The organism is Neobacillus paridis (genome assembly GCF_016765675.1).
GTDB classification, from domain to species: Bacteria; Bacillota; Bacilli; order Bacillales; family Cytobacillaceae; genus Neobacillus; species Neobacillus paridis.
The window spans coordinates 64,319-81,878 of the sequence record NZ_JAESWB010000365.1 but is presented as its reverse complement, the minus strand read 5'-3'; the positions used below and the strand labels follow the sequence as shown (position 1 = coordinate 81,878).

The window sequence follows — 17,560 nt, the reverse complement described above, 5'->3', positions numbered from 1 at the left end:
TTTGATTGAAAAAGTTATTTTACTCATGTTGTCCCCTAATCCCCATATTCTGAAATTCAAGTATATAAAAAAATACCTGTAGGTGAAACACTCTTTTTCAAGTGTCCTACCTACAGGTACCATTTTAAAACGCTTTCCATTGAAAGCCCTTTTGAAAATAGCCATAAAGATCATAGTGCATATCGAATATTAAATCAGTTGTCAAACCGTAAGTATAAGCAAAAAAACAGGTGGTATAAATTTCAATCTTATTGATCCTTTTCGGTACAAAAAATGCGACTAGGTTAAAAATGATAAAAAGCATATAAATAAGTATCCACAAGTTAATTTTCCTTCCTTAATAACCGTTATACTTACCGTTACTTACATAAGAAGAAACTGGTTCGGCCCTAATAACCTCCTCAATGGTATAAGCTCTATATCACTATATTTTTTCATAAAATTTATAAAGTATTCTCCTCACCCTAACAATTCCATTAAGCAACGAATTCTTTTTTATTATAATGTTTGTGGACCTTGTCCTAAGTATTTTTTGCTTAAAGTGATAAAACACCGTATAATAATTTTTAATAAAAGAAAGAAATGGAGTACATCAAATGGTTCAATCAATCAATACAAAAGTCGATTTAGTTGTTGATGCAACCTCCCATATTGGAATTGCGGAATATGGTAAAATTATGATCGGAGACAAAGGATTTGAATTCTTCAATGATCGTGATGTCCGTAAGTTTATTCAAATTCCTTGGGAAGAAGTTGATTACGTGATCGCTTCCGTCATGTTCAAAGGAAAATGGATCCCACGTTATGCTATCCAAACTAAGCGGAATGGGACGTTTTCATTTTCTTCTAAAGATCCGAAAAAAGTGTTGCGAGCCATTCGTGAATACGTTGATCCGAATCATATGGTTCAATCATTAAGTTTCTTTGATGTTATCAAACGCGGCTTGAAGAGAAAATCTAAAAAAAAATAATTTAACATACAAGACAGGGTGGAACTTGTCTTTTTTTGTAGAGACAAATCCATAATTGTTAACATCAAAACTGCTAAACCTTAGAAGGGAAACCGAAAGCGATTCTGACGATTAGCAAGTCAGTTAGCGAACGGCCATTAAATTGGAGAAGATGTTGCTGATCTGATTTTAAAAGAGTTCGGCGGCAAGGAACTGTAGGAAGTAATACATTCGTAACTTTCAGCGAAATTATCACAAGTGTATCGAAAGTGCTGTGCAATTAAAAATAAGTGTATTAAATTACAAAAAAATATAGTTTGTGTATCAAAAAACGCTATCATTCTGCATGATAGCGTTTTATATTGTCTAAAATGTGTATTGTATGAAGAAATTGTTCTAAAATGGGACAATTTTTTTCTATCCGCAAACAGGCGGAGCAACAGGCTTTTTTAGTTTTAATATAGAAATGAGAATAGGGAAATATTAAATAGTAAGGGTTGATACAAAGGTTGGCACGATTTATGCATTATAAAAAGTGAAGGTTGTGAATCCAGAAAAAACAAGGAGGGTCGGAATTAATTTCACTTGTTGTTGCGACTCATGGTGAGTTTTCAAGGGAGATTATCAAAACAGCCGAAGCCGAAATGATTAGTTGGAATCCACCAGTGCCTATGGGTCGAAAAACTGATCTGATACAACTAATCAAAAAAGAAAAGATGCTGCATTCATTTTGGTTACAGGTTTTTTAGAACTTATTTATATTATTTTGCTGTAACAATAATAAGAGGAGGTAAGAAGATGGTAGGAATTATCATTGCTAGTCACGGTGATTTTGCCAATGGTATCTTGCAATCCGCAGAGATGATCTTTGGAAAACAAGAAAATGTAAAAGCTGTAACATTGATGCCGAGCGAAGGACCTGATGTTGTAAAGGCAAAAATGAAAGAAGCAATCGCCTCTTTCGACAACCAAGACGAAGTATTATTCTTAGTCGATCTTTGGGGTGGAACTCCTTTCAACCAAGCCAACAGCTTGTTTGAAGAACACAAAGACAACTGGGCAATCGTGGCTGGTATGAACTTGCCAATGTTGATTGAAGCTTTTGCATCACGCTTCTCAATGAACACAGCGCATGAAATTGCTGCGCATATTTTGGGCACAGCTAAAGAAGGGGTTAAAGTAAAACCGGAAAGCTTAGAACCAGCAGTATCTGCAAAAGCTTCTGCCGGGCCATCAAAAGCAGGTGCCCCTGGTAAATTTGAATACGTGTTAGCACGCATTGACTCACGTTTACTTCACGGACAAGTAGCGACTGCTTGGACAAAAACGACACAGCCTACACGGATCATCGTTGTATCTGATGCAGTAGCTAAGGATGAACTTCGTAAAAAACTGATCCAACAGGCTGCTCCTCCAGGTGTAAAGGCACATGTTGTTCCTGTCCATAAAATGATCGAACTTGCTAAAGATGATCAACACTTTGGCGGCCAGCGCGCGTTACTTCTTTTCGAAAACCCGCAAGATGCGCTTAGAGCGGTTGAAGGTGGCGTTCCATTAAAGACCATCAACGTTGGTTCGATGGCACACTCACCTGGTAAAGTTCAACCAAATAAGGTGTTGGCCTTTAGCCAAGATGATATTGATACCTTTAAAAAGTTAAAAGAACTTGGTTTGAACTTCGATGTGCGCAAAGTTCCGAACGATTCAAAAGGCGACATGGATGAAATTATCAAGAAGGCTCAAGAGGAGTTAAACAAACAAAAATAATCCTGATGATCAGGAGTAAAGGGAGGATTAGTAATCATGGATTTAAATATTATTCAAATAATATTAGTCTTTATCGTAGCGTTTTTAGCTGGTATGGAAGGAATTTTGGATGAATTCCAATTCCACCAACCACTCGTTGCTTGTACGTTGATTGGCTTAGTTACAGGAAACTTAGTACCATGTCTTATCCTAGGTGGTACGCTTCAATTGATCGCATTAGGTTGGGCAAACATCGGAGCTGCCGTAGCGCCGGATGCTGCGTTAGCCTCAGTTGCCTCTGCTATTATTTTAGTTTTAAGTGGCCAAGGTAAAGCTGGTGTGGCTTCTGCGATTGCGATTGCTGTTCCGCTTGCAGTTGCTGGTCTTTTATTAACAATCATCGTTCGTACACTTGCAACAGCAATCGTACATTTTATGGATGCTGCTGCTCAAGAAGGCAACATCAGAAAAGTTGAATTCTGGCAAATCACTGCGATCTGTATGCAAGGGTTACGTATTGCCATCCCAGCTGCATTAATTTTAGCTATTGGTGCAGGTCCGGTTAGAGACTTACTTTCCTCTATGCCATTGTGGCTAACAGACGGTTTAGCCATCGGCGGGGGAATGGTCGTAGCCGTTGGTTATGCAATGGTTATTAACATGATGGCTACAAGAGAAGTATGGCCATTCTTCGTGATTGGTTTTGTATTAGCATGTATTTCACAAATTACACTTATCGGCCTAGGTGCTATTGGTATAGCTCTTGCCCTTATCTATTTAGCGCTTTCTAAACAAGGCGGTTCAGGTAATGGCGGAAATTCTAACACTGGTGATCCACTAGGCGATATTATTGATAGTTACTAAGAAGGAGGGCGCATAAAAATGGCAAATGAATTAAGATTATCAAAAAAAGATCGTATTTCTGTTTGGTGGCGTTCCACTTTCCTTCAAGGTTCTTGGAACTATGAACGTATGCAAAACGGCGGTTGGGCATATACGATGATTCCCGCCATCAAAAGATTATATAAAACGAAAGAGGATCGTTCTGCTGCACTAAAACGTCACTTAGAGTTCTTTAATACTCACCCATATGTTGCTTCACCTGTTATTGGTGTAACGTTAGCCCTTGAAGAAGAACGTGCAAATGGCGCTCCGGTTGACGACACAGCAATTCAAGGGGTTAAAGTCGGTATGATGGGGCCTTTAGCAGGGGTTGGGGATCCAGTTTTCTGGTTTACGGTTAGACCAATCCTTGGTGCATTAGGAGCTTCCCTTGCTTTGACCGGTAACATCCTTGGACCAATTATTTTCTTCGTTTTATGGAATCTCATCCGGATGGGATTCATGTGGTATACACAAGAATTTGGTTACAAAGCTGGTTCTAAAATTACGGACGACTTATCTGGCGGATTACTTCAAGATATCACGAAAGGTGCATCCATTCTGGGGATGTTCATCCTGGGTTCATTGGTTAACCGTTGGGTATCTGTAAAATTCACGCCTGTTGTATCCGAAGTTAAACTTTCCAAAGGTGCTTATATTGACTGGGATAAACTGCCTGCCGGAGCGCAAGGGATTAAAGAGGCGTTGCAACAGCAAGCTGCCGGTCTTTCATTAGAACCTGTTAAAGTAACTACTTTACAAGCCAACTTGGATAGCTTAATTCCTGGTCTAGCTGGATTGTTGTTAACGCTTCTTTGCATGTGGTTGCTTAAGAAGAAAGTTTCTCCAATCGTTATGATTCTTGGATTGTTCGTGGTTGGTATCGTCTTCCATTTAATTCACTTAATGTAGTAAATACGTTTGCCTAGCTTTTTTCAAAGAGCAAATATAAGCCTGTATTCCATTAACGCATAGAGCAGCACCTCCTTGTATGATAAACCTATCAACTTAAGGAGGTGCTTTTTATATGCCAAAACAAAAACCTTATTCCTCTATCATGTAGAAAAAACCATATGCTATGTTTAGTCATTCATTTTTGTTCAGTCTGGTCTTTTTGATTGTAAAAGTGGAAGAATAACTTTAAAATTAAGAAATAAAGGAATAAAATTTTAAAGAAACTGTGTTTTTTCTCGAAAAGGGGGCATAACTTATGGAAACAGCTATTTTACCGAAAGGAAGTAAAGCCATGGGTGAATTGAATAGGAAACCGGTTCGCCGTGTTAAAGTTTCCAAGCAGCGACAAATTAATATTCCAAAAGACTTTTATGACGCTTTGAACTTATCAGATGAAGCTCTTGTTGAATTTACTGGAAAGGAAATTGTTATTCGTCCGGCTGAATACGAAGTTGTGGATTTTTCAGAGGATATTTTAAAAGATCTTGTTCATCAAGGGTACAGCGGTGAGGAATTGATTCAACGTTTCAGCCGAATTAAATCTGAAATTCCGAAAGCTCTTGACCGAATGAAAAAAGAAGCAATGGAAAATCCAGTGATTACAGGAAGTTTAGATGATTACTTAGATTTAGTGGGGGACGACGAAGAGGATGAGTAGTAGTGGATTATTCCCCTTTAAGCTAAGTGATCGTGCAGCAAAGCAGCTAAAAAAAATTAGGAAAACAGACCGAGCATTGTTCAATAAAGTCAATGATGCCATTACAGCTATTCGGATAGATCCGACTATTGATGAGCCTAAAAAAGGTGATTTAAAAGGTTTCAGCTGTGTTGATATTAGTCATTTAAGAACCAATTACGAGCTTTGTTATACTCTGGAAGAAGATGCAAACGGCCAACTTATTCTTGTTTTGATGATGGGGCCGAGGGAGAATTTTTATGAGGAATTAAAACGCTATCTGAATTTATAGGAACGACCAGGGGAACTGAGTCGTTTTTTTATATTTCACTAAGCAAGATGGACTGCCAATGGTTCTTTAGTTAACCGTTGGGTATCTGAAAAATTCATGCCTGTTGTATTCCAAGTTTAACTTTCCAAAGGTGCTTATATTGACTGGAATCATTTACCTTCCGGAGTACAAGGGATTAAAAGAGGCGTTGCAAGCTGCCAGTCTTTCATTAGAACCTGTTAAAGTTACTACTTTATAAGCCAGCTTGGATAGCTTAATTCCTGGTTTAGCTGGATTGGTGTTAACGATTCTTTGCATGTGATTGCTTAAGAAGATAGTTTCTCGAATCGTTATGATTCTTGGGTTGTTTGCAGGTGGTATTATATTCCACTTAATCCACTTAATGTATTGAATACGTTTGCCTGGCTTTTTTCAAAGAGCAAATATAAGCCTGTATTCAATCAACTCATAGCGCAGCACCTCCTTGTATAATAAACCTATCAACTTAAGGAGGTGCTTAATAATACCTTTTTCCCGAAATTTAATGAAAAATATGTAAACTCTTGTTACTTTAAATAAAGAGCGATAAAAAAATCCCCTGTCAGATATTTTTTAATTTTTATTTATTTGAATCAATTTCATAAATCGCTTTTTTAAATAAACACAGACTAACAGAAAATTTGATGTAAAAATTTTTTAAGTTTTTATCTCTTAAACATTGTGTTGATTTCCGTTCCAGGCGGACGCTTTCCGCGGGCGGTCCGTGAGCCTCCTCGTCACTTCGCTCCTGCGGGGTCTCACCTAGCCACGCTTTTCCCGCAGGACACTGAATTACTTCTTGAACAGCCCACGCACGAAGGAAATGCCTTAGCATTTTCGAGGAGTCGCCGCCTTCCACTCCAATCAACAGGTTTGGAAATGAAAACAACTATTCTATACGGTCTGTATTTTAAGCAACTTGTTGTTGATTTAACGATGCATTAATACGATCCACAGCTAATTTTGAAGCATTATAAACTAAGGTTACGAGGTCAAAATGAACTTTGGCACGTTTTCCGGTACGATAACGGACATTGTCTAATTGAAAGTATAACTTGAGATAAGCATTCACCCGTTCCACTGCGGTACGGCGTTTAAAGATGGTTTTCCAAGCTTTAGAGCCTCGGGCTGGTGCGGTATATTTCCGAAGATCTGTCGTGATTTTCACTTTATAGATCTTTTGGCAAATACCTTCATTTGCCAACGGACATTCTTTACATTCCTTTGGGCGTGTATATTTAAGCGTTTCGTATTTTTGATCAAAACTATCATATCGGTAGGAGTGTTCACGAAAACAAGTCGGAGCGAAATGTTTATCAAACCCTTCGGGTTCAGGTTCATTACGCTTATTATAGGCAATAACCGATTGTTGACCCATTTTGTGTATCTGTTCATAAATCGGTTCGTAGTCATAACCAGCATCCATCGTTTGATAACGTAAAGTTGAAAGTTGAACACGCTCATGGATTCCTTTTAACAAAGGGATCGCTGCCTTTCCGTCATTCAAATTTCCGGAAGAAAAGAGAGATTGAAGAATATATTGGCTTTTTGTTCCCACCGCTAAATGCGCCTTATAGCCATACCAAAAAACATTCTTTCCTTCGCTGTTTTTCTTCACACCCCACTCCGGATTTTGAGGAATTTCAGCACGAAGTTGATCTAACGGAACGTCTAATTGGTTTTCTATCTTCTTTTCAAAAATAGGTAGGTTGGCTTCGCGTTCAGCTTTTTCAATTAACCATTGTTCTCTTTCTTCTTTTGATTTTCGCCCACGTTTCTTGGGTTCGGTTTTTGATTTTTCTCCCTTTGGAGGTGCTTGATCCTTGGCTTCAAAGTGTGTGGCATCTATAGCCACAGTTTCAGTGTTTAAAAGCCTTGAGCCCGTAGGGCTCATAATTATGAAATTAATTCATTTTGCTATCAATTGATTTTAATAGCTCTATTTTCTCTCTTTGTAATTTTATCATTGTTGTGGAAGCCCATACGATATACGCTGCAGGTATGATCATAAAAAGAAATAATGGAATCGCCCCAAAACCCATCACCTATCCCCTCCTTTTTTATAATTGATTTTTATTATATCACTTGATAATATGGACAAATTTGTATAATTTGTGACATTTTAGTAGATTTTATTTAAAAATTGGTATTATAATGGTAAACTATCAAGTGTTTACCAAATATTATATATTTTAAAAGGTAGGATTAATAGAAATGAAGAATTGGAAATGGTTGGGGGCTTTTGTGGTTATTTTAGGTCTTTTTATTTTTGGCGGGTATTTGAATGCTAGTGCAGCCGAATTGCCAAGTAAAGAATGTGAAAAAGAAAATGTCATAACATTCGATGTGGCTTCAAATGAAATGAAGGAAGTAAATTTTACTGATAAAGAAGGAGAAGAAGTAACGATCACCATAGAGCCTCTTTATGAAATTAGTGGAGATAATGCTTTATCTATTGCGAGTTTGACTCCCGGGCATTCTCACCTATTCCCTTATGGCACGACAAAAGGATTTAAGATTTCGGGAAACACTCCTTATTTGGGAATGAGTTATTATGTAGATGTATATATTCCAAAAGATACATCAGGGTCTAAATTTACCAATGCCTATGGTAAAGATCATTGGGTCATTGGGGGATATTTGTATGATCATTCCTTGACTTATACCAATAAGGCAGCTTCATATGATGCAAATGTTTCTTGGGTAGGTGGATTGGGTGGTTCCAATGTATATTTAAAAGCAAAATTAACCGATAACAAAGTAACCGTTTCTTCAAGAATGTAGATTATAATTTAAAAGATGCAGTTTACTCCAAAACTGCATCTTTATATATGTTTATTAGATACAAGTTTCAAATAGCACACTGAGATGGACCAATTTAGACATTTGTTCACCTGTTAGCATGAGCTATTTTTCATATACCAAAACAAAAACTTACCATTGTGATTATCAATAAATATAGGCAAAATTTCTATGCTTTCGACAAGTAAACCTTAATAAGGGAGACCACAAAGATGCCTCATAGTACCTGCTTGTTCATCTAAATCTATTCCAAACGAACCAAAGGTGTGCTCAGTTTCGTCAGTTGTTTTGACTATTAATTTGATACCGACTTTTTCAATTGACTATTCCAAAGATATTTAATTTTTTCTTTATCATCTAAATCCACTTTTGTTTCAATTGGGTTAATTGATTGCTCTGTTTTTTGCTTTGTTCATTACAACCACTCTTTGAAAAGAAAGAGAAGGCTGTTCCAAAAAAGTTATACTTTTGGAACAACCTTCCATACCTCAATACTCAATAAACAACAACCGGATCATAGGGGCTGAGATTATCATACACAGATCTCATAATGCTTGGCGGTGTGTTGACACAGCCATGCGACCCGTTTGTAAGATAGGCGTTGCTTCCCCAATTGCCTCGCCAGCTGGCATCGTGGAATCCCTGTCCGTCATTTGTAAAAGGAGCCCAATAGTTAACAGGAACCTGATACGTGATTTTTCCGTTCTCTCTACCGGTTAGAACAGAAGGAGATTGCTTGTAGAGGATATACCACACGCCAGGTGAGGTATTATGACCGGTGCTGTTGTTACCGGTGACGACATTCGTTGTGACAACTAATTTCCCGTTTTTGTATATCCATATTCGCTGCTGGGCAAGGGAGACTTCAGCATAGGTATGGCCAATACCGTTATTGGCGGTTGTGCCATATCCATAGCCTTCACCATTCCAGCCATATCCGTAAATATTAGAGGCGGAAATGGATTTTTTCCTATTTTCAAAAGCTTTGATAATACGGGGTATTTCTTTGTTAACATTGATGGCCCAGCCATAGCCTCTGCCTTTAACCGATATCACTGAGCCCGAATGGGTCTTGAATTTAAAATCCTTATTTAAAGTGGATTGGGCATTGTTAATTTTGGTTATTCTTTTCTCTATATCACCCGCGTCCTCAATCTTAATCTGTAAATCCTTTGAAATAGAGGCATTTTTAATTAATTCGCTCGCTTTTAACGTATGAACTTTATCCTGCACCTTGTAATTAATGGCCTCGGCAAGGAATTCTTCAAACTGTTTCTGTTGATTTTTTACATACTCGCTGTCTTCTTTAATTGGCTGTTTGTATACGGGATTGAGCCGAATTTCACTAATGTACTTGTGCTTTTCGTAGTCCTTCAAAAGACTGGTGACATCAAACTGTTCTCCAGGAATACTGTTTGTAACAATAATTTTGCCTTGTTTCAAATGAACCATGGCATCTTGTGGTGCTTTTAAGCGCTTATTCATCGCTAGTAGCTTTTCTTCCACTTGTTTTTTTAACGTCTGATTTCGATACTGATCCTGGTTATTGGGCATTAATGAATAATCTTTCGCTTTTGAGGAAGGAAAAAAAGTCCACTGGCTCTTTAATAATTTTTTAAGGTCAGGCAGATCCTTATCCGAAAAGACCATCTTTGTATCTTTTCCGTCGAAAATTGGTTGATCTCCAACATAGATTACATTTTTTAATACGGTTGTTTTTAATTTTTTTAGTGCCTGATCAGCGGTCATTCCACCGACTTTGATGCCATTAATCTTGATTTGTGAATTAAAATGGGTTATCTGATAGTAGCTGCCTGCTGTAATGAAAAGCGCGATAATAAAGATAATACTGGCTGTGATAAACTTCCAGTTTGCATACCACTTAGTTGAATTTACCCGTTGTTTCTCCATTTCTTGATTATTTACCGTGCTTTCCATAAAGTATCCCCCCATAACTGACCTTCCGCTGTTAACATCTTATGGCCATGAACAATGGATATTGCATTATTGGTTACCACATTTTTAAAAAGTCAGGTAATTTATACCACTATTTTACAAGATGTCATATTCAAACATTGTCAGTTTTTGAGTATGTTAAAATTTTAATTTTATCCGAAGGCTAAATAAAGGTACCTTAGAACCTCGTGACTTTAGTCATGAGAGGTTCAGATGGATTAAGCACTGAATCAACAAAATGACAATTGTCACCCAATAATGCTGACATTTCTTACTAAGAAAACCTTCTCCGTACACATACAATAAGATGAACAAACCAGGAGGTGTTGGAGGATGAACGAGATTTTACGTTTGGAAAATGTAACAAAATCATTTAAATATAAAACAGCGGTTAATAATATCAGCTTTTCAATGAAGAAAGGTGAGGTGACAGCCATTCTTGGCCCGAATGGTGCTGGAAAGACGACCACCATTTCGATGATTTTGGGGCTGCTAAAACCGACAACCGGTGACATTAAACTATTCAACAGCCAATCGCAAGAACTGCATGTCCGCCAGAAGATCGGCACCATGCTGCAGGAAGTCAGTGTGATGCCAGGGCTGACGATAAACGAAATTCTTGTGCTTATTAGGAGTTATTATCCTGAGCCTTTGCCATTAAAGGATCTTGTCAATTTAACCGGTCTCACAGAGCAGGATTTAAAAACCCGGACAGAAAAATTATCCGGCGGGCAGAAACGCCGTTTAAACTTTGCTTTAGCACTTGCCGGAAACCCTGAGTTGATGATCTTTGATGAACCAACGGTTGGTATGGATATTACCTCCAGACAGCGGTTTTGGCAAACGATCAACACATTTGCAAATCAAGGAAAGACAATCATTTTTTCCACTCACTATTTACAGGAAGCAGATGATAATGCCCAGAGAATTCTGCTATTTAAAGATGGCAGTATCGTTGCCGATGGAACGCCCCAGCAAATTAAATCGAGAATTTCAAAGAAGGCTGTATCCTTTTTAACGGATCCTGAAAAATCATTGGAAATTCTTTATCATCATTCTGAGATTGAGCAGATTTTTCGAAAAAACAATCGTGTATACATCTACTCAGATCATACAGACAAAATACTGGAGCTGCTTTTTCAAGAAAAAATTGGGGCTCATGACATCCAAATTGAAAGTGGAAATCTGGAAGAAGCGTTTCGCCAGCTAACCAGTGAAAATAAGGAGGCTATATAAAAATGAAAGCATTTCAAATGCAATGTAAAATGGAAATCAAACGGGTGCTTCGGAACCGATATTTTGTTTTTTGGTCATTGATGATGCCAATCATCTTCTATTATATTTTTACCAACGTGGTTAATACTAATGCCGCCGATCCTGCAGCGTGGAAGGCCCATTACTTAATGTCAATGACCGCCTTTAGTGTGATGGGCTCGTCTATTATGACCCTTGGAATCCGCATGGTTCAGGAGCGTACACAAGGATGGTCTACGTTCATCCGTCTTACACCCCTTCCCGATCATATTTATTTTTCGGCCCAGATGGTTGGTCAAAGCGTTATTCATATCCTGTCAATCACGGTTATTTTTCTTGCGGGAGCCATCATTAATCGGATCTCACTGACTCCAATGGAATGGTTCATGAGCGGTTTGTGGATTTTGCTTGGATCAATCCCGTTTCTTGCGATGGGAACTTTATTTGGACTAATGAAAAAAGTGGAAACAGCGGCTGGAATCAGCAATGTCCTTTATATGGTGCTGGCAGTCTGCGGCGGTATGTGGATGCCGCTTGAGATTATGCCAAAAGCCATGCAAAGCATCGGCCATTGGCTGCCATCCTATCATTTTGGCAGCGGTGCATGGGAAATTGTTCAAGGCGGGCTGCCCAGCTGGAAAAATATTGTGATCTTATTCGCTTATTTAGTCGTGTTCATGTTACTATCAAAATATATTAGAAGAAAACAAGAAGCGGCGTGATCAAGAAATGAAAAAGTCAATCAGACTGTTTCCCAGCCAATTTGGCTTCTTTCCTTATATCTTTTTAATCTATATTCTATTTCCTGTCTATTATTTATCAAAAGAAACCGGGATGAAACAGCTTATTGGCTATGGAATGGTGCTGCTATTCTTTATCACGTATCGCCAGCTTTATTTTGCCGCAGGAAAAAAATCATTCACATATTGGTTAGCCTTACAGCTTTCAATCATTTTCATTTTTAGTGTGTTTTACAATTTAAACTACATCTTTTTAGGATTTTTTCCTGCTAACTTTATCGGCTATTATCGTGAAAAGCCAAAATTCTACCAAGGACTGGCCGCTCTTGGTTTAGTTCTTTTGACTCCATTTATTTATCATACTATTAAAACCAAAACCTTGCTTTCCTCAGAAGAACTGTTATATTTTGTTCCTTTTCTGATCGTCATGCTCATATCCCCTTTTGGTGTGCGCTCAATGAATCGAAGAATGGAGCTCGAACGGAAGCTTGACCAGGCAAATCAACATATCGCTGAATTAGTAAAGCGTGAAGAACGTGTGCGGATTGCCCGCGATCTTCATGACAAACTAGGCCATACTCTTTCCTTGCTCACATTGAAAAGCCAACTGGTTCAGCGTTTAGTTGCCATCGATTCTGAACGTGCCCAGCTGGAAGCAAGAGAAATGGAAGTAACCTCAAGAGCTGCCCTAAAGCAGGTTCGGGAACTTGTTTCCGATATGCGGACGATCACCATTGCCGAGGAACTCATTCAGGTTCAGCAGTTATTGAGAGCTGCGGAAATTACTTATCAATACGGCGGAGAGGCAGATTTTTCAAAAATTCCTCCACTAACGCAAAATATTGTAAGTATGTGTATTCGTGAGGCTGCAACTAATGTCGTTAAACATAGCAAGGCAACGCATTGTACAATTTCACTCTTACAATCTCCCGAAAAAATCAAAATAGTGGTTCATGATGACGGGATGGGTCTTGATAAAAACAAACCGTTTGGCAATGGTTTACGTGGGATGGAAGAGAGATTGAGATTAATTGACGGAGATCTCAAGCTTTCCACCCGTAACGGTACTGTTTTGGAAATGGCCATTCCGATTATTAAGAAAGAGTGGCGGAAGGGGTCAATTACATGATTCGAATATTTATTGCAGAAGATCAACGGATGCTGTTAAGTGCATTAGGCTCCTTACTTGATATGGAGGAGGATATGGAGGTTATTGGTCAAGCGGTGAATGGCGAGGAGGCGCTCTCGGCCATTCTCAAGCTGAAACCCGATGTTTGCTTAATGGATATTGAAATGCCGATCTTAAGCGGGTTAGATGTAGCTGCGGAGTTAACCAAAAGAGGCTCCTTAACCAAGGTGATCATTTTGACAACCTTTGCCCGCCCCGGATATTTTGAAAGAGCTGTTAAAAGCGGTGTACACGGCTATCTGCTGAAGGATGGCGAAATTAGTGAACTCGCAGATGCCATTCGCAAATGCATGAAAGGGAAACGAATATTTAGTCCGGAACTTACCTTTGATGTAATCCGTGAGGAAAATCCACTCACCGAAAGAGAGCAGGAAATATTGCGCCTCGCTGCGTTAGGAAAAACCACCAAGGAAATTACCGAAGCCCTTTTCTTATCATCCGGCACAGTTCGTAACTATATATCGGAAATCATCCATAAACTAGGAGCTAAGAATCGTACAGAAGCAGCAAGTATCGCTGAAACAAAAGGATGGATTTAACATCTGTGGCACTGCGCCGTCCAATCTATACAGCGTTCTTCTAGTGGGTTATATATCCTTACCTATGACTATGACCGTCTATTATTGGAATCTGCTTTACATGAATAGAAGATGAAAAAATCTTTAAGGAGCTGTTCAACTGAACAAATAACACAATTTGGTCTTTAGTACCTCGTTAATAGATCACTTAATGAGCTATCCGTCTAAAGAATTTAATGACAATTTGAAAAATTTACTTAACTTATTTGAAATTAATTGTGGTGAAGATCAGAGTAGCTAGCGATAGTTTGACTTCTTGGATTTTAAAGGAATCTAGGGTCAGTCCCCCAGTGTATTAAAGCTTTACCAGACTGGGGAACTGACCCCATTATTAATGCGGTGATTAGTTTGTGTATTTTGGCAAAATATAGCAGTTTTCACTCTTCTGGGTATGCGTAACTGAATATAATATTCGGATTTGCATATGAATATATGAAAATTTAACTATAAAATTCTAAATATTTAAATTATAGTAATAATTTAAAACCTTGGCACAAAATTTGCATTCCTAAATAACGAAGGGGGAATGTGAATTTATGGAGAAAACAGTGCAATTAAAACGGTCATTAAATTTCTTTCATTTAGTTTTATTGGGACTTGCGTACATGGCACCGCTAACAGTCTTTTCAACCTTTGGAATTGTCGAAGACATTTCAAGAGGTGCAACACCTGCTGCTTATTTGGTTGCCCTGATTGCCATGCTATTTACCGCCTATAGTTATGGAAGGATGTCGAAGGCATTTCCGATCGCCGGCTCCGCCTATTCCTATACGCAAAAATCAATTAGCTCGCACTTAGGGTTTATGGTCGGATGGGTCATTCTGATGGATTATTTGTTTATTCCGATGATTAATTTTCTTATTTTGGGCCTATACATGACGGATTATTTCCCGAGTATACCACTAAGTGTGTGGATTATCGGCATGATTGTCCTTGTAACAGCTTTCAACCTGATTGGTATGAAGGTAACCGTAACGATGAATATGATTCTACTCGGATTTCAATATCTTGTACTGATTATCTTCGTTATTTTAAGCATTAAGGCACTAATAAACGGAACGGGGCAAGGTACTGTTTTTTCACTTCAACCGTTTATGAATGAGCATACTTCGATCATTGCTGTTTTCTCAGGTGCATCGATTTTATGTTTATCCTTTTTAGGGTTTGATGCCTTGACAACGTTTGCGGAAGAGACGATTAAACCGGCAAAGACGATTCCAAAGGCGATTCAGTTTGTCACCCTGTTTGCTGGTACTTGTTTTATCATCATCTCGTATTTGGCACATCTCATTCACCCGGATTTTACGTCGTACAAAAATTTGGATACTGCATCAATTGAAGTGGCGAAAATAATCGGTGGTACACTTTTTAATGCCCTTTTCATCGCAGCGATAGTCGTTACTTGTTTCACCTCCGCCACGGCTTCTCATGCCAGTGTTTCGAGGATTCTTTTTGCGATGGGCCGAGATTCGGTGATTCCAAAGAAATTTTTTGCCTATATCCATCCTAAATTTAGAACGCCAGCGAATAATATTATCATAGTTGGTATTATTGCACTAGCGGCATTGTTTACCGATTTGGTAACGATCACCTCTTTTATTAACTTTGGCGCATTATTTGCCTTTACCTTTGTTAACTTAAGTGTTGTTGCCCATTATTTTATAAAAGGAAAACAGCGCTCTCTAAGAGGAACAATTCAGTATTTAATCATTCCAATAATCGGAGCTGGCATTTCCTTAAAATTATGGAGTGATCTCGATGTGAAGTCGATGACATTGGGATGTATTTGGGCAGCAGTGGGTTTACTTTATTTAATTTATAAAACCAAACTATTCCGGGTTCAACCGCCGCAAATGGATTTTGTGAATGTGGAGGAAACAAATAAAGATCTTTCAATGTAAGGAGAGAGGTAGAGGATGACATTTATAGCTGATGTTGTAATTAACGGGGAGTCTGTCTTTACAGGGAAAGCAGACCTTCCAGAACCGGCATCGATATTACTAAAAGACAATAGAATTATTGATGTCGTCGAACTTGGTAGTTTTTCAAATTATATAGATGAAAATACAAAAATCTATGATTTTGGCGACCAGCTTATTATGCCGGGATTCCATGATTTTCATATCCACTTATTATTGGGCGGGATGTTGAATGACAGTGTTCGGCTCCATACGGCACGTTCCGCAAAAGAAGCAGCGCAAATGGTCAAAGACTATGCTGACACAAAGAAGGATGAGCCCTTTGTAATTGGGTGCAGCTGGGAACAAAACCAGTGGGTTGAAGGGGAAGTTCACTGCAAATATTTGGACGAGTTGATCCCTGACAGGCCTGTCGTATTATATCAAGCTGAGTTTCATAGTGTATGGGCAAACTCCAAAGCATTGGAGCTGGCAGGAATTGACCGGAATACGGAAAATCCTCCATATGGTGAAATCGTAAAGGATGAAAATGGCGAACCGACAGGGCTGCTGCTGGAACATGCAGTTGGCCTTGTAACCAAAGTATTACCCATTAATTTTGAAAAATTACTTGATAGCTTCTTACAAGAAGCAGCAAAATACGGAGTTACATCGGTTCATGATCTGCTAAGGATTCCAGATATGAGTACGGAAGAAGCAGAATTATATGCGGAATATGAGGAAAAAGGCAAACTGACAACACGGGTTCATTTTGTTGCTCCGCTGAACGGGGATTTGGAACGGGCAAAAAGCTTGCGTGAAAAATATAAATCCAACATGGTGCAATTTGCTGGCTTTAAACAGTTTATCGATGGAGTTACGACAAGCTATACGGCTTATTTACTCGAGCCGTATACAAATAATCCCGTAACAAAGGGCAGTACGGTTTTTCCAGCTGAAGAAATTAAGAGCTGGACGGTAGCAGCCGATAAAGCCGGTTTTCGTGTTCGCTTCCATTGCATCGGTGATGGTGCGGTGCAATTGGCGTTGGATTGCTTTGAAGCGGCTCAGCAGGAAAATGGCGTCAGGGATTCGCGCCATGCGATTGAGCATGTGGAAATGCTTCATCCCGATGATGTTAAGCGGTTTGGTGAATTAGGTGTACATCCGTCCATCCAGCCGGAGCATATCAATGTCACCCAAAGGACGGTCTATGAAGAGCTGATTGGCAAGAAGAGAATGGAATACAACTTTTTACAAAAAACGCTTGCAGACAATGGGGCAAAGCTTGTGTTCAGTACCGACTATCCGGTTGTCGGCTTAAATCCGTTTCCGGGGATTTACCGTGCTGTAACGAGATTGGATGATGAAGGGGTTGTTTGGGGCGAAGGTGAGCAAATTTCCTTGAAGGATACCTTGCTTGCTTATACAGCGGCACCAGCTTATGCGTCTTTCCGTGAAAAAGAACTCGGTACCATTGAAGCAGGAAAATTAGCTGACATCATTGTCCTTGATCGCAATTTATTTGCCGTACCGGTGGAAGAAATTAAAGAAACAAAAGTTATTTTTACCATGGTGGATGGAAAGGTTGTCTATGAATTAGTTGAGGAGGGGTCATTTTGAGT

15 protein-coding genes and 2 pseudogenes are annotated in these 17,560 nt (G+C 38.9%); 14 read left to right on the top strand and 3 right to left on the bottom strand.

The features are described 5' to 3' along the window. The first annotated feature begins 596 nt into the window (after window positions 1–596). From JK635_RS22035 to JK635_RS22005, 7 genes and pseudogenes are all read left to right on the top strand, one after another. The gene (locus tag JK635_RS22035; protein WP_202656081.1) at window positions 597–971 is read left to right on the top strand and encodes a DUF956 family protein; all 375 of its coding nucleotides are present in this window, start codon (window positions 597–599) and stop codon (window positions 969–971) included. Between the two features lie 777 nt (window positions 972–1,748). Continuing rightward, window positions 1,749–2,717, top strand: coding sequence for a mannose/fructose/sorbose PTS transporter subunit IIA (locus tag JK635_RS22030; RefSeq protein ID WP_202656080.1), 969 nt, complete (start codon window positions 1,749–1,751; stop codon window positions 2,715–2,717). Window positions 2,718–2,753: 36 nt separating this feature from the next. Next, complete coding sequence (locus JK635_RS22025) at window positions 2,754–3,560, top strand: PTS mannose/fructose/sorbose transporter subunit IIC (RefSeq protein ID WP_202656079.1); 807 nt, start codon at window positions 2,754–2,756, stop codon at window positions 3,558–3,560. A gap of 18 nt (window positions 3,561–3,578) precedes the next feature. Continuing rightward, on the top strand, window positions 3,579–4,490 hold the full coding sequence (locus JK635_RS22020) for a PTS system mannose/fructose/sorbose family transporter subunit IID (RefSeq protein WP_202656078.1): 912 nt from the start codon (window positions 3,579–3,581) through the stop codon (window positions 4,488–4,490). Between the two features lie 298 nt (window positions 4,491–4,788). Beyond that, window positions 4,789–5,190 (top strand): AbrB/MazE/SpoVT family DNA-binding domain-containing protein, encoded by a 402-nt coding sequence (locus JK635_RS22015; RefSeq protein ID WP_202656077.1) that lies wholly within the window; start codon window positions 4,789–4,791, stop codon window positions 5,188–5,190. Next, complete coding sequence (locus tag JK635_RS22010; RefSeq protein ID WP_202656076.1) at window positions 5,183–5,500, top strand: type II toxin-antitoxin system RelE/ParE family toxin; 318 nt, start codon at window positions 5,183–5,185, stop codon at window positions 5,498–5,500. The genes JK635_RS22015 and JK635_RS22010 overlap by 8 nt, the downstream gene beginning before the upstream one ends. A 60-nt stretch (window positions 5,501–5,560) precedes the next feature. After that, a pseudogene (locus tag JK635_RS22005) lies at window positions 5,561–5,891 on the top strand (PTS system mannose/fructose/sorbose family transporter subunit IID); the annotation flags it as partial. Between the two features lie 537 nt (window positions 5,892–6,428). Here the strand turns inward: JK635_RS22005 and JK635_RS22000 are convergent. Together JK635_RS22000 and JK635_RS21995 are read right to left on the bottom strand one after the other, a co-directional pair. Further along, window positions 6,429–7,379: pseudogene (locus JK635_RS22000) on the bottom strand (transposase); the annotation flags it as partial. Between the two features lie 43 nt (window positions 7,380–7,422). Next, window positions 7,423–7,560 carry a hypothetical protein gene (locus JK635_RS21995; RefSeq protein WP_202656075.1) on the bottom strand — a complete coding sequence of 46 codons (138 nt, stop codon included), beginning with the start codon at window positions 7,558–7,560 and terminating at the stop codon, window positions 7,423–7,425. Window positions 7,561–7,732: 172 nt separating this feature from the next. Here JK635_RS21995 and JK635_RS21990 point away from each other — a divergent pair, with 172 nt between their 5' ends. Continuing rightward, a complete protein-coding gene (locus JK635_RS21990) occupies window positions 7,733–8,302 on the top strand; it encodes a DUF5626 family protein (RefSeq protein WP_202656074.1) in 570 nt (189 codons plus the stop codon). A 513-nt stretch (window positions 8,303–8,815) separates the two neighbouring features. Here JK635_RS21990 and JK635_RS21985 read toward each other — a convergent pair. After that, window positions 8,816–10,258, bottom strand: a complete 1,443-nt coding sequence (locus JK635_RS21985) for a L,D-transpeptidase family protein (RefSeq protein ID WP_202656073.1) — start codon at window positions 10,256–10,258, stop codon at window positions 8,816–8,818. 351 nt (window positions 10,259–10,609) lie between these two features. On the opposite strand from JK635_RS21985, the gene JK635_RS21980 reads away from it, so the two are divergent. From JK635_RS21980 to JK635_RS21955, 6 genes are all read left to right on the top strand, one after another. After that, window positions 10,610–11,512, top strand: coding sequence for an ABC transporter ATP-binding protein (locus JK635_RS21980; protein ID WP_202656072.1), 903 nt, complete (start codon window positions 10,610–10,612; stop codon window positions 11,510–11,512). Between the two features lie 2 nt (window positions 11,513–11,514). Next, entirely contained in the window at window positions 11,515–12,252 is a 738-nt protein-coding gene (locus JK635_RS21975) for an ABC transporter permease (protein ID WP_202656071.1), read from the top strand. A 7-nt stretch (window positions 12,253–12,259) separates the two neighbouring features. Beyond that, window positions 12,260–13,399 (top strand): sensor histidine kinase, encoded by a 1,140-nt coding sequence (locus JK635_RS21970; RefSeq protein ID WP_202656070.1) that lies wholly within the window; start codon window positions 12,260–12,262, stop codon window positions 13,397–13,399. Continuing rightward, window positions 13,396–13,998, top strand: a complete 603-nt coding sequence (locus JK635_RS21965; RefSeq protein WP_202656069.1) for a response regulator transcription factor — start codon at window positions 13,396–13,398, stop codon at window positions 13,996–13,998. The genes JK635_RS21970 and JK635_RS21965 overlap by 4 nt, the downstream gene beginning before the upstream one ends. 575 nt (window positions 13,999–14,573) lie before the next feature. Further along, window positions 14,574–15,938 (top strand): APC family permease, encoded by a 1,365-nt coding sequence (locus tag JK635_RS21960; RefSeq protein WP_202656068.1) that lies wholly within the window; start codon window positions 14,574–14,576, stop codon window positions 15,936–15,938. A gap of 15 nt (window positions 15,939–15,953) precedes the next feature. Beyond that, window positions 15,954–17,558 carry an amidohydrolase gene (locus JK635_RS21955; protein ID WP_202656067.1) on the top strand — a complete coding sequence of 535 codons (1,605 nt, stop codon included), beginning with the start codon at window positions 15,954–15,956 and terminating at the stop codon, window positions 17,556–17,558. Window positions 17,559–17,560 lie beyond the last annotated feature (2 nt).

What these genes read in the sequence shown, in the direction of transcription:
- JK635_RS22035 (WP_202656081.1), top strand. Translation starts at nt 597, where the DNA reads ATGGTTCAATCAATCAATACAAAAGTCGATTTAGTTGTTGATGCAACC.
- JK635_RS22030 (WP_202656080.1), top strand. Translation starts at nt 1,749, where the DNA reads ATGGTAGGAATTATCATTGCTAGTCACGGTGATTTTGCCAATGGTATC.
- JK635_RS22025 (WP_202656079.1), top strand. Translation starts at nt 2,754, where the DNA reads ATGGATTTAAATATTATTCAAATAATATTAGTCTTTATCGTAGCGTTT.
- JK635_RS22020 (WP_202656078.1), top strand. Translation starts at nt 3,579, where the DNA reads ATGGCAAATGAATTAAGATTATCAAAAAAAGATCGTATTTCTGTTTGG.
- JK635_RS22015 (WP_202656077.1), top strand. Translation starts at nt 4,789, where the DNA reads ATGGAAACAGCTATTTTACCGAAAGGAAGTAAAGCCATGGGTGAATTG.
- JK635_RS22010 (WP_202656076.1), top strand. Translation starts at nt 5,183, where the DNA reads ATGAGTAGTAGTGGATTATTCCCCTTTAAGCTAAGTGATCGTGCAGCA.
- JK635_RS21995 (WP_202656075.1), bottom strand. Translation starts at nt 7,560, where the DNA reads ATGGGTTTTGGGGCGATTCCATTATTTCTTTTTATGATCATACCTGCA.
- JK635_RS21990 (WP_202656074.1), top strand. Translation starts at nt 7,733, where the DNA reads ATGAAGAATTGGAAATGGTTGGGGGCTTTTGTGGTTATTTTAGGTCTT.
- JK635_RS21985 (WP_202656073.1), bottom strand. Translation starts at nt 10,258, where the DNA reads ATGGAAAGCACGGTAAATAATCAAGAAATGGAGAAACAACGGGTAAAT.
- JK635_RS21980 (WP_202656072.1), top strand. Translation starts at nt 10,610, where the DNA reads ATGAACGAGATTTTACGTTTGGAAAATGTAACAAAATCATTTAAATAT.
- JK635_RS21975 (WP_202656071.1), top strand. Translation starts at nt 11,515, where the DNA reads ATGAAAGCATTTCAAATGCAATGTAAAATGGAAATCAAACGGGTGCTT.
- JK635_RS21970 (WP_202656070.1), top strand. Translation starts at nt 12,260, where the DNA reads ATGAAAAAGTCAATCAGACTGTTTCCCAGCCAATTTGGCTTCTTTCCT.
- JK635_RS21965 (WP_202656069.1), top strand. Translation starts at nt 13,396, where the DNA reads ATGATTCGAATATTTATTGCAGAAGATCAACGGATGCTGTTAAGTGCA.
- JK635_RS21960 (WP_202656068.1), top strand. Translation starts at nt 14,574, where the DNA reads ATGGAGAAAACAGTGCAATTAAAACGGTCATTAAATTTCTTTCATTTA.
- JK635_RS21955 (WP_202656067.1), top strand. Translation starts at nt 15,954, where the DNA reads ATGACATTTATAGCTGATGTTGTAATTAACGGGGAGTCTGTCTTTACA.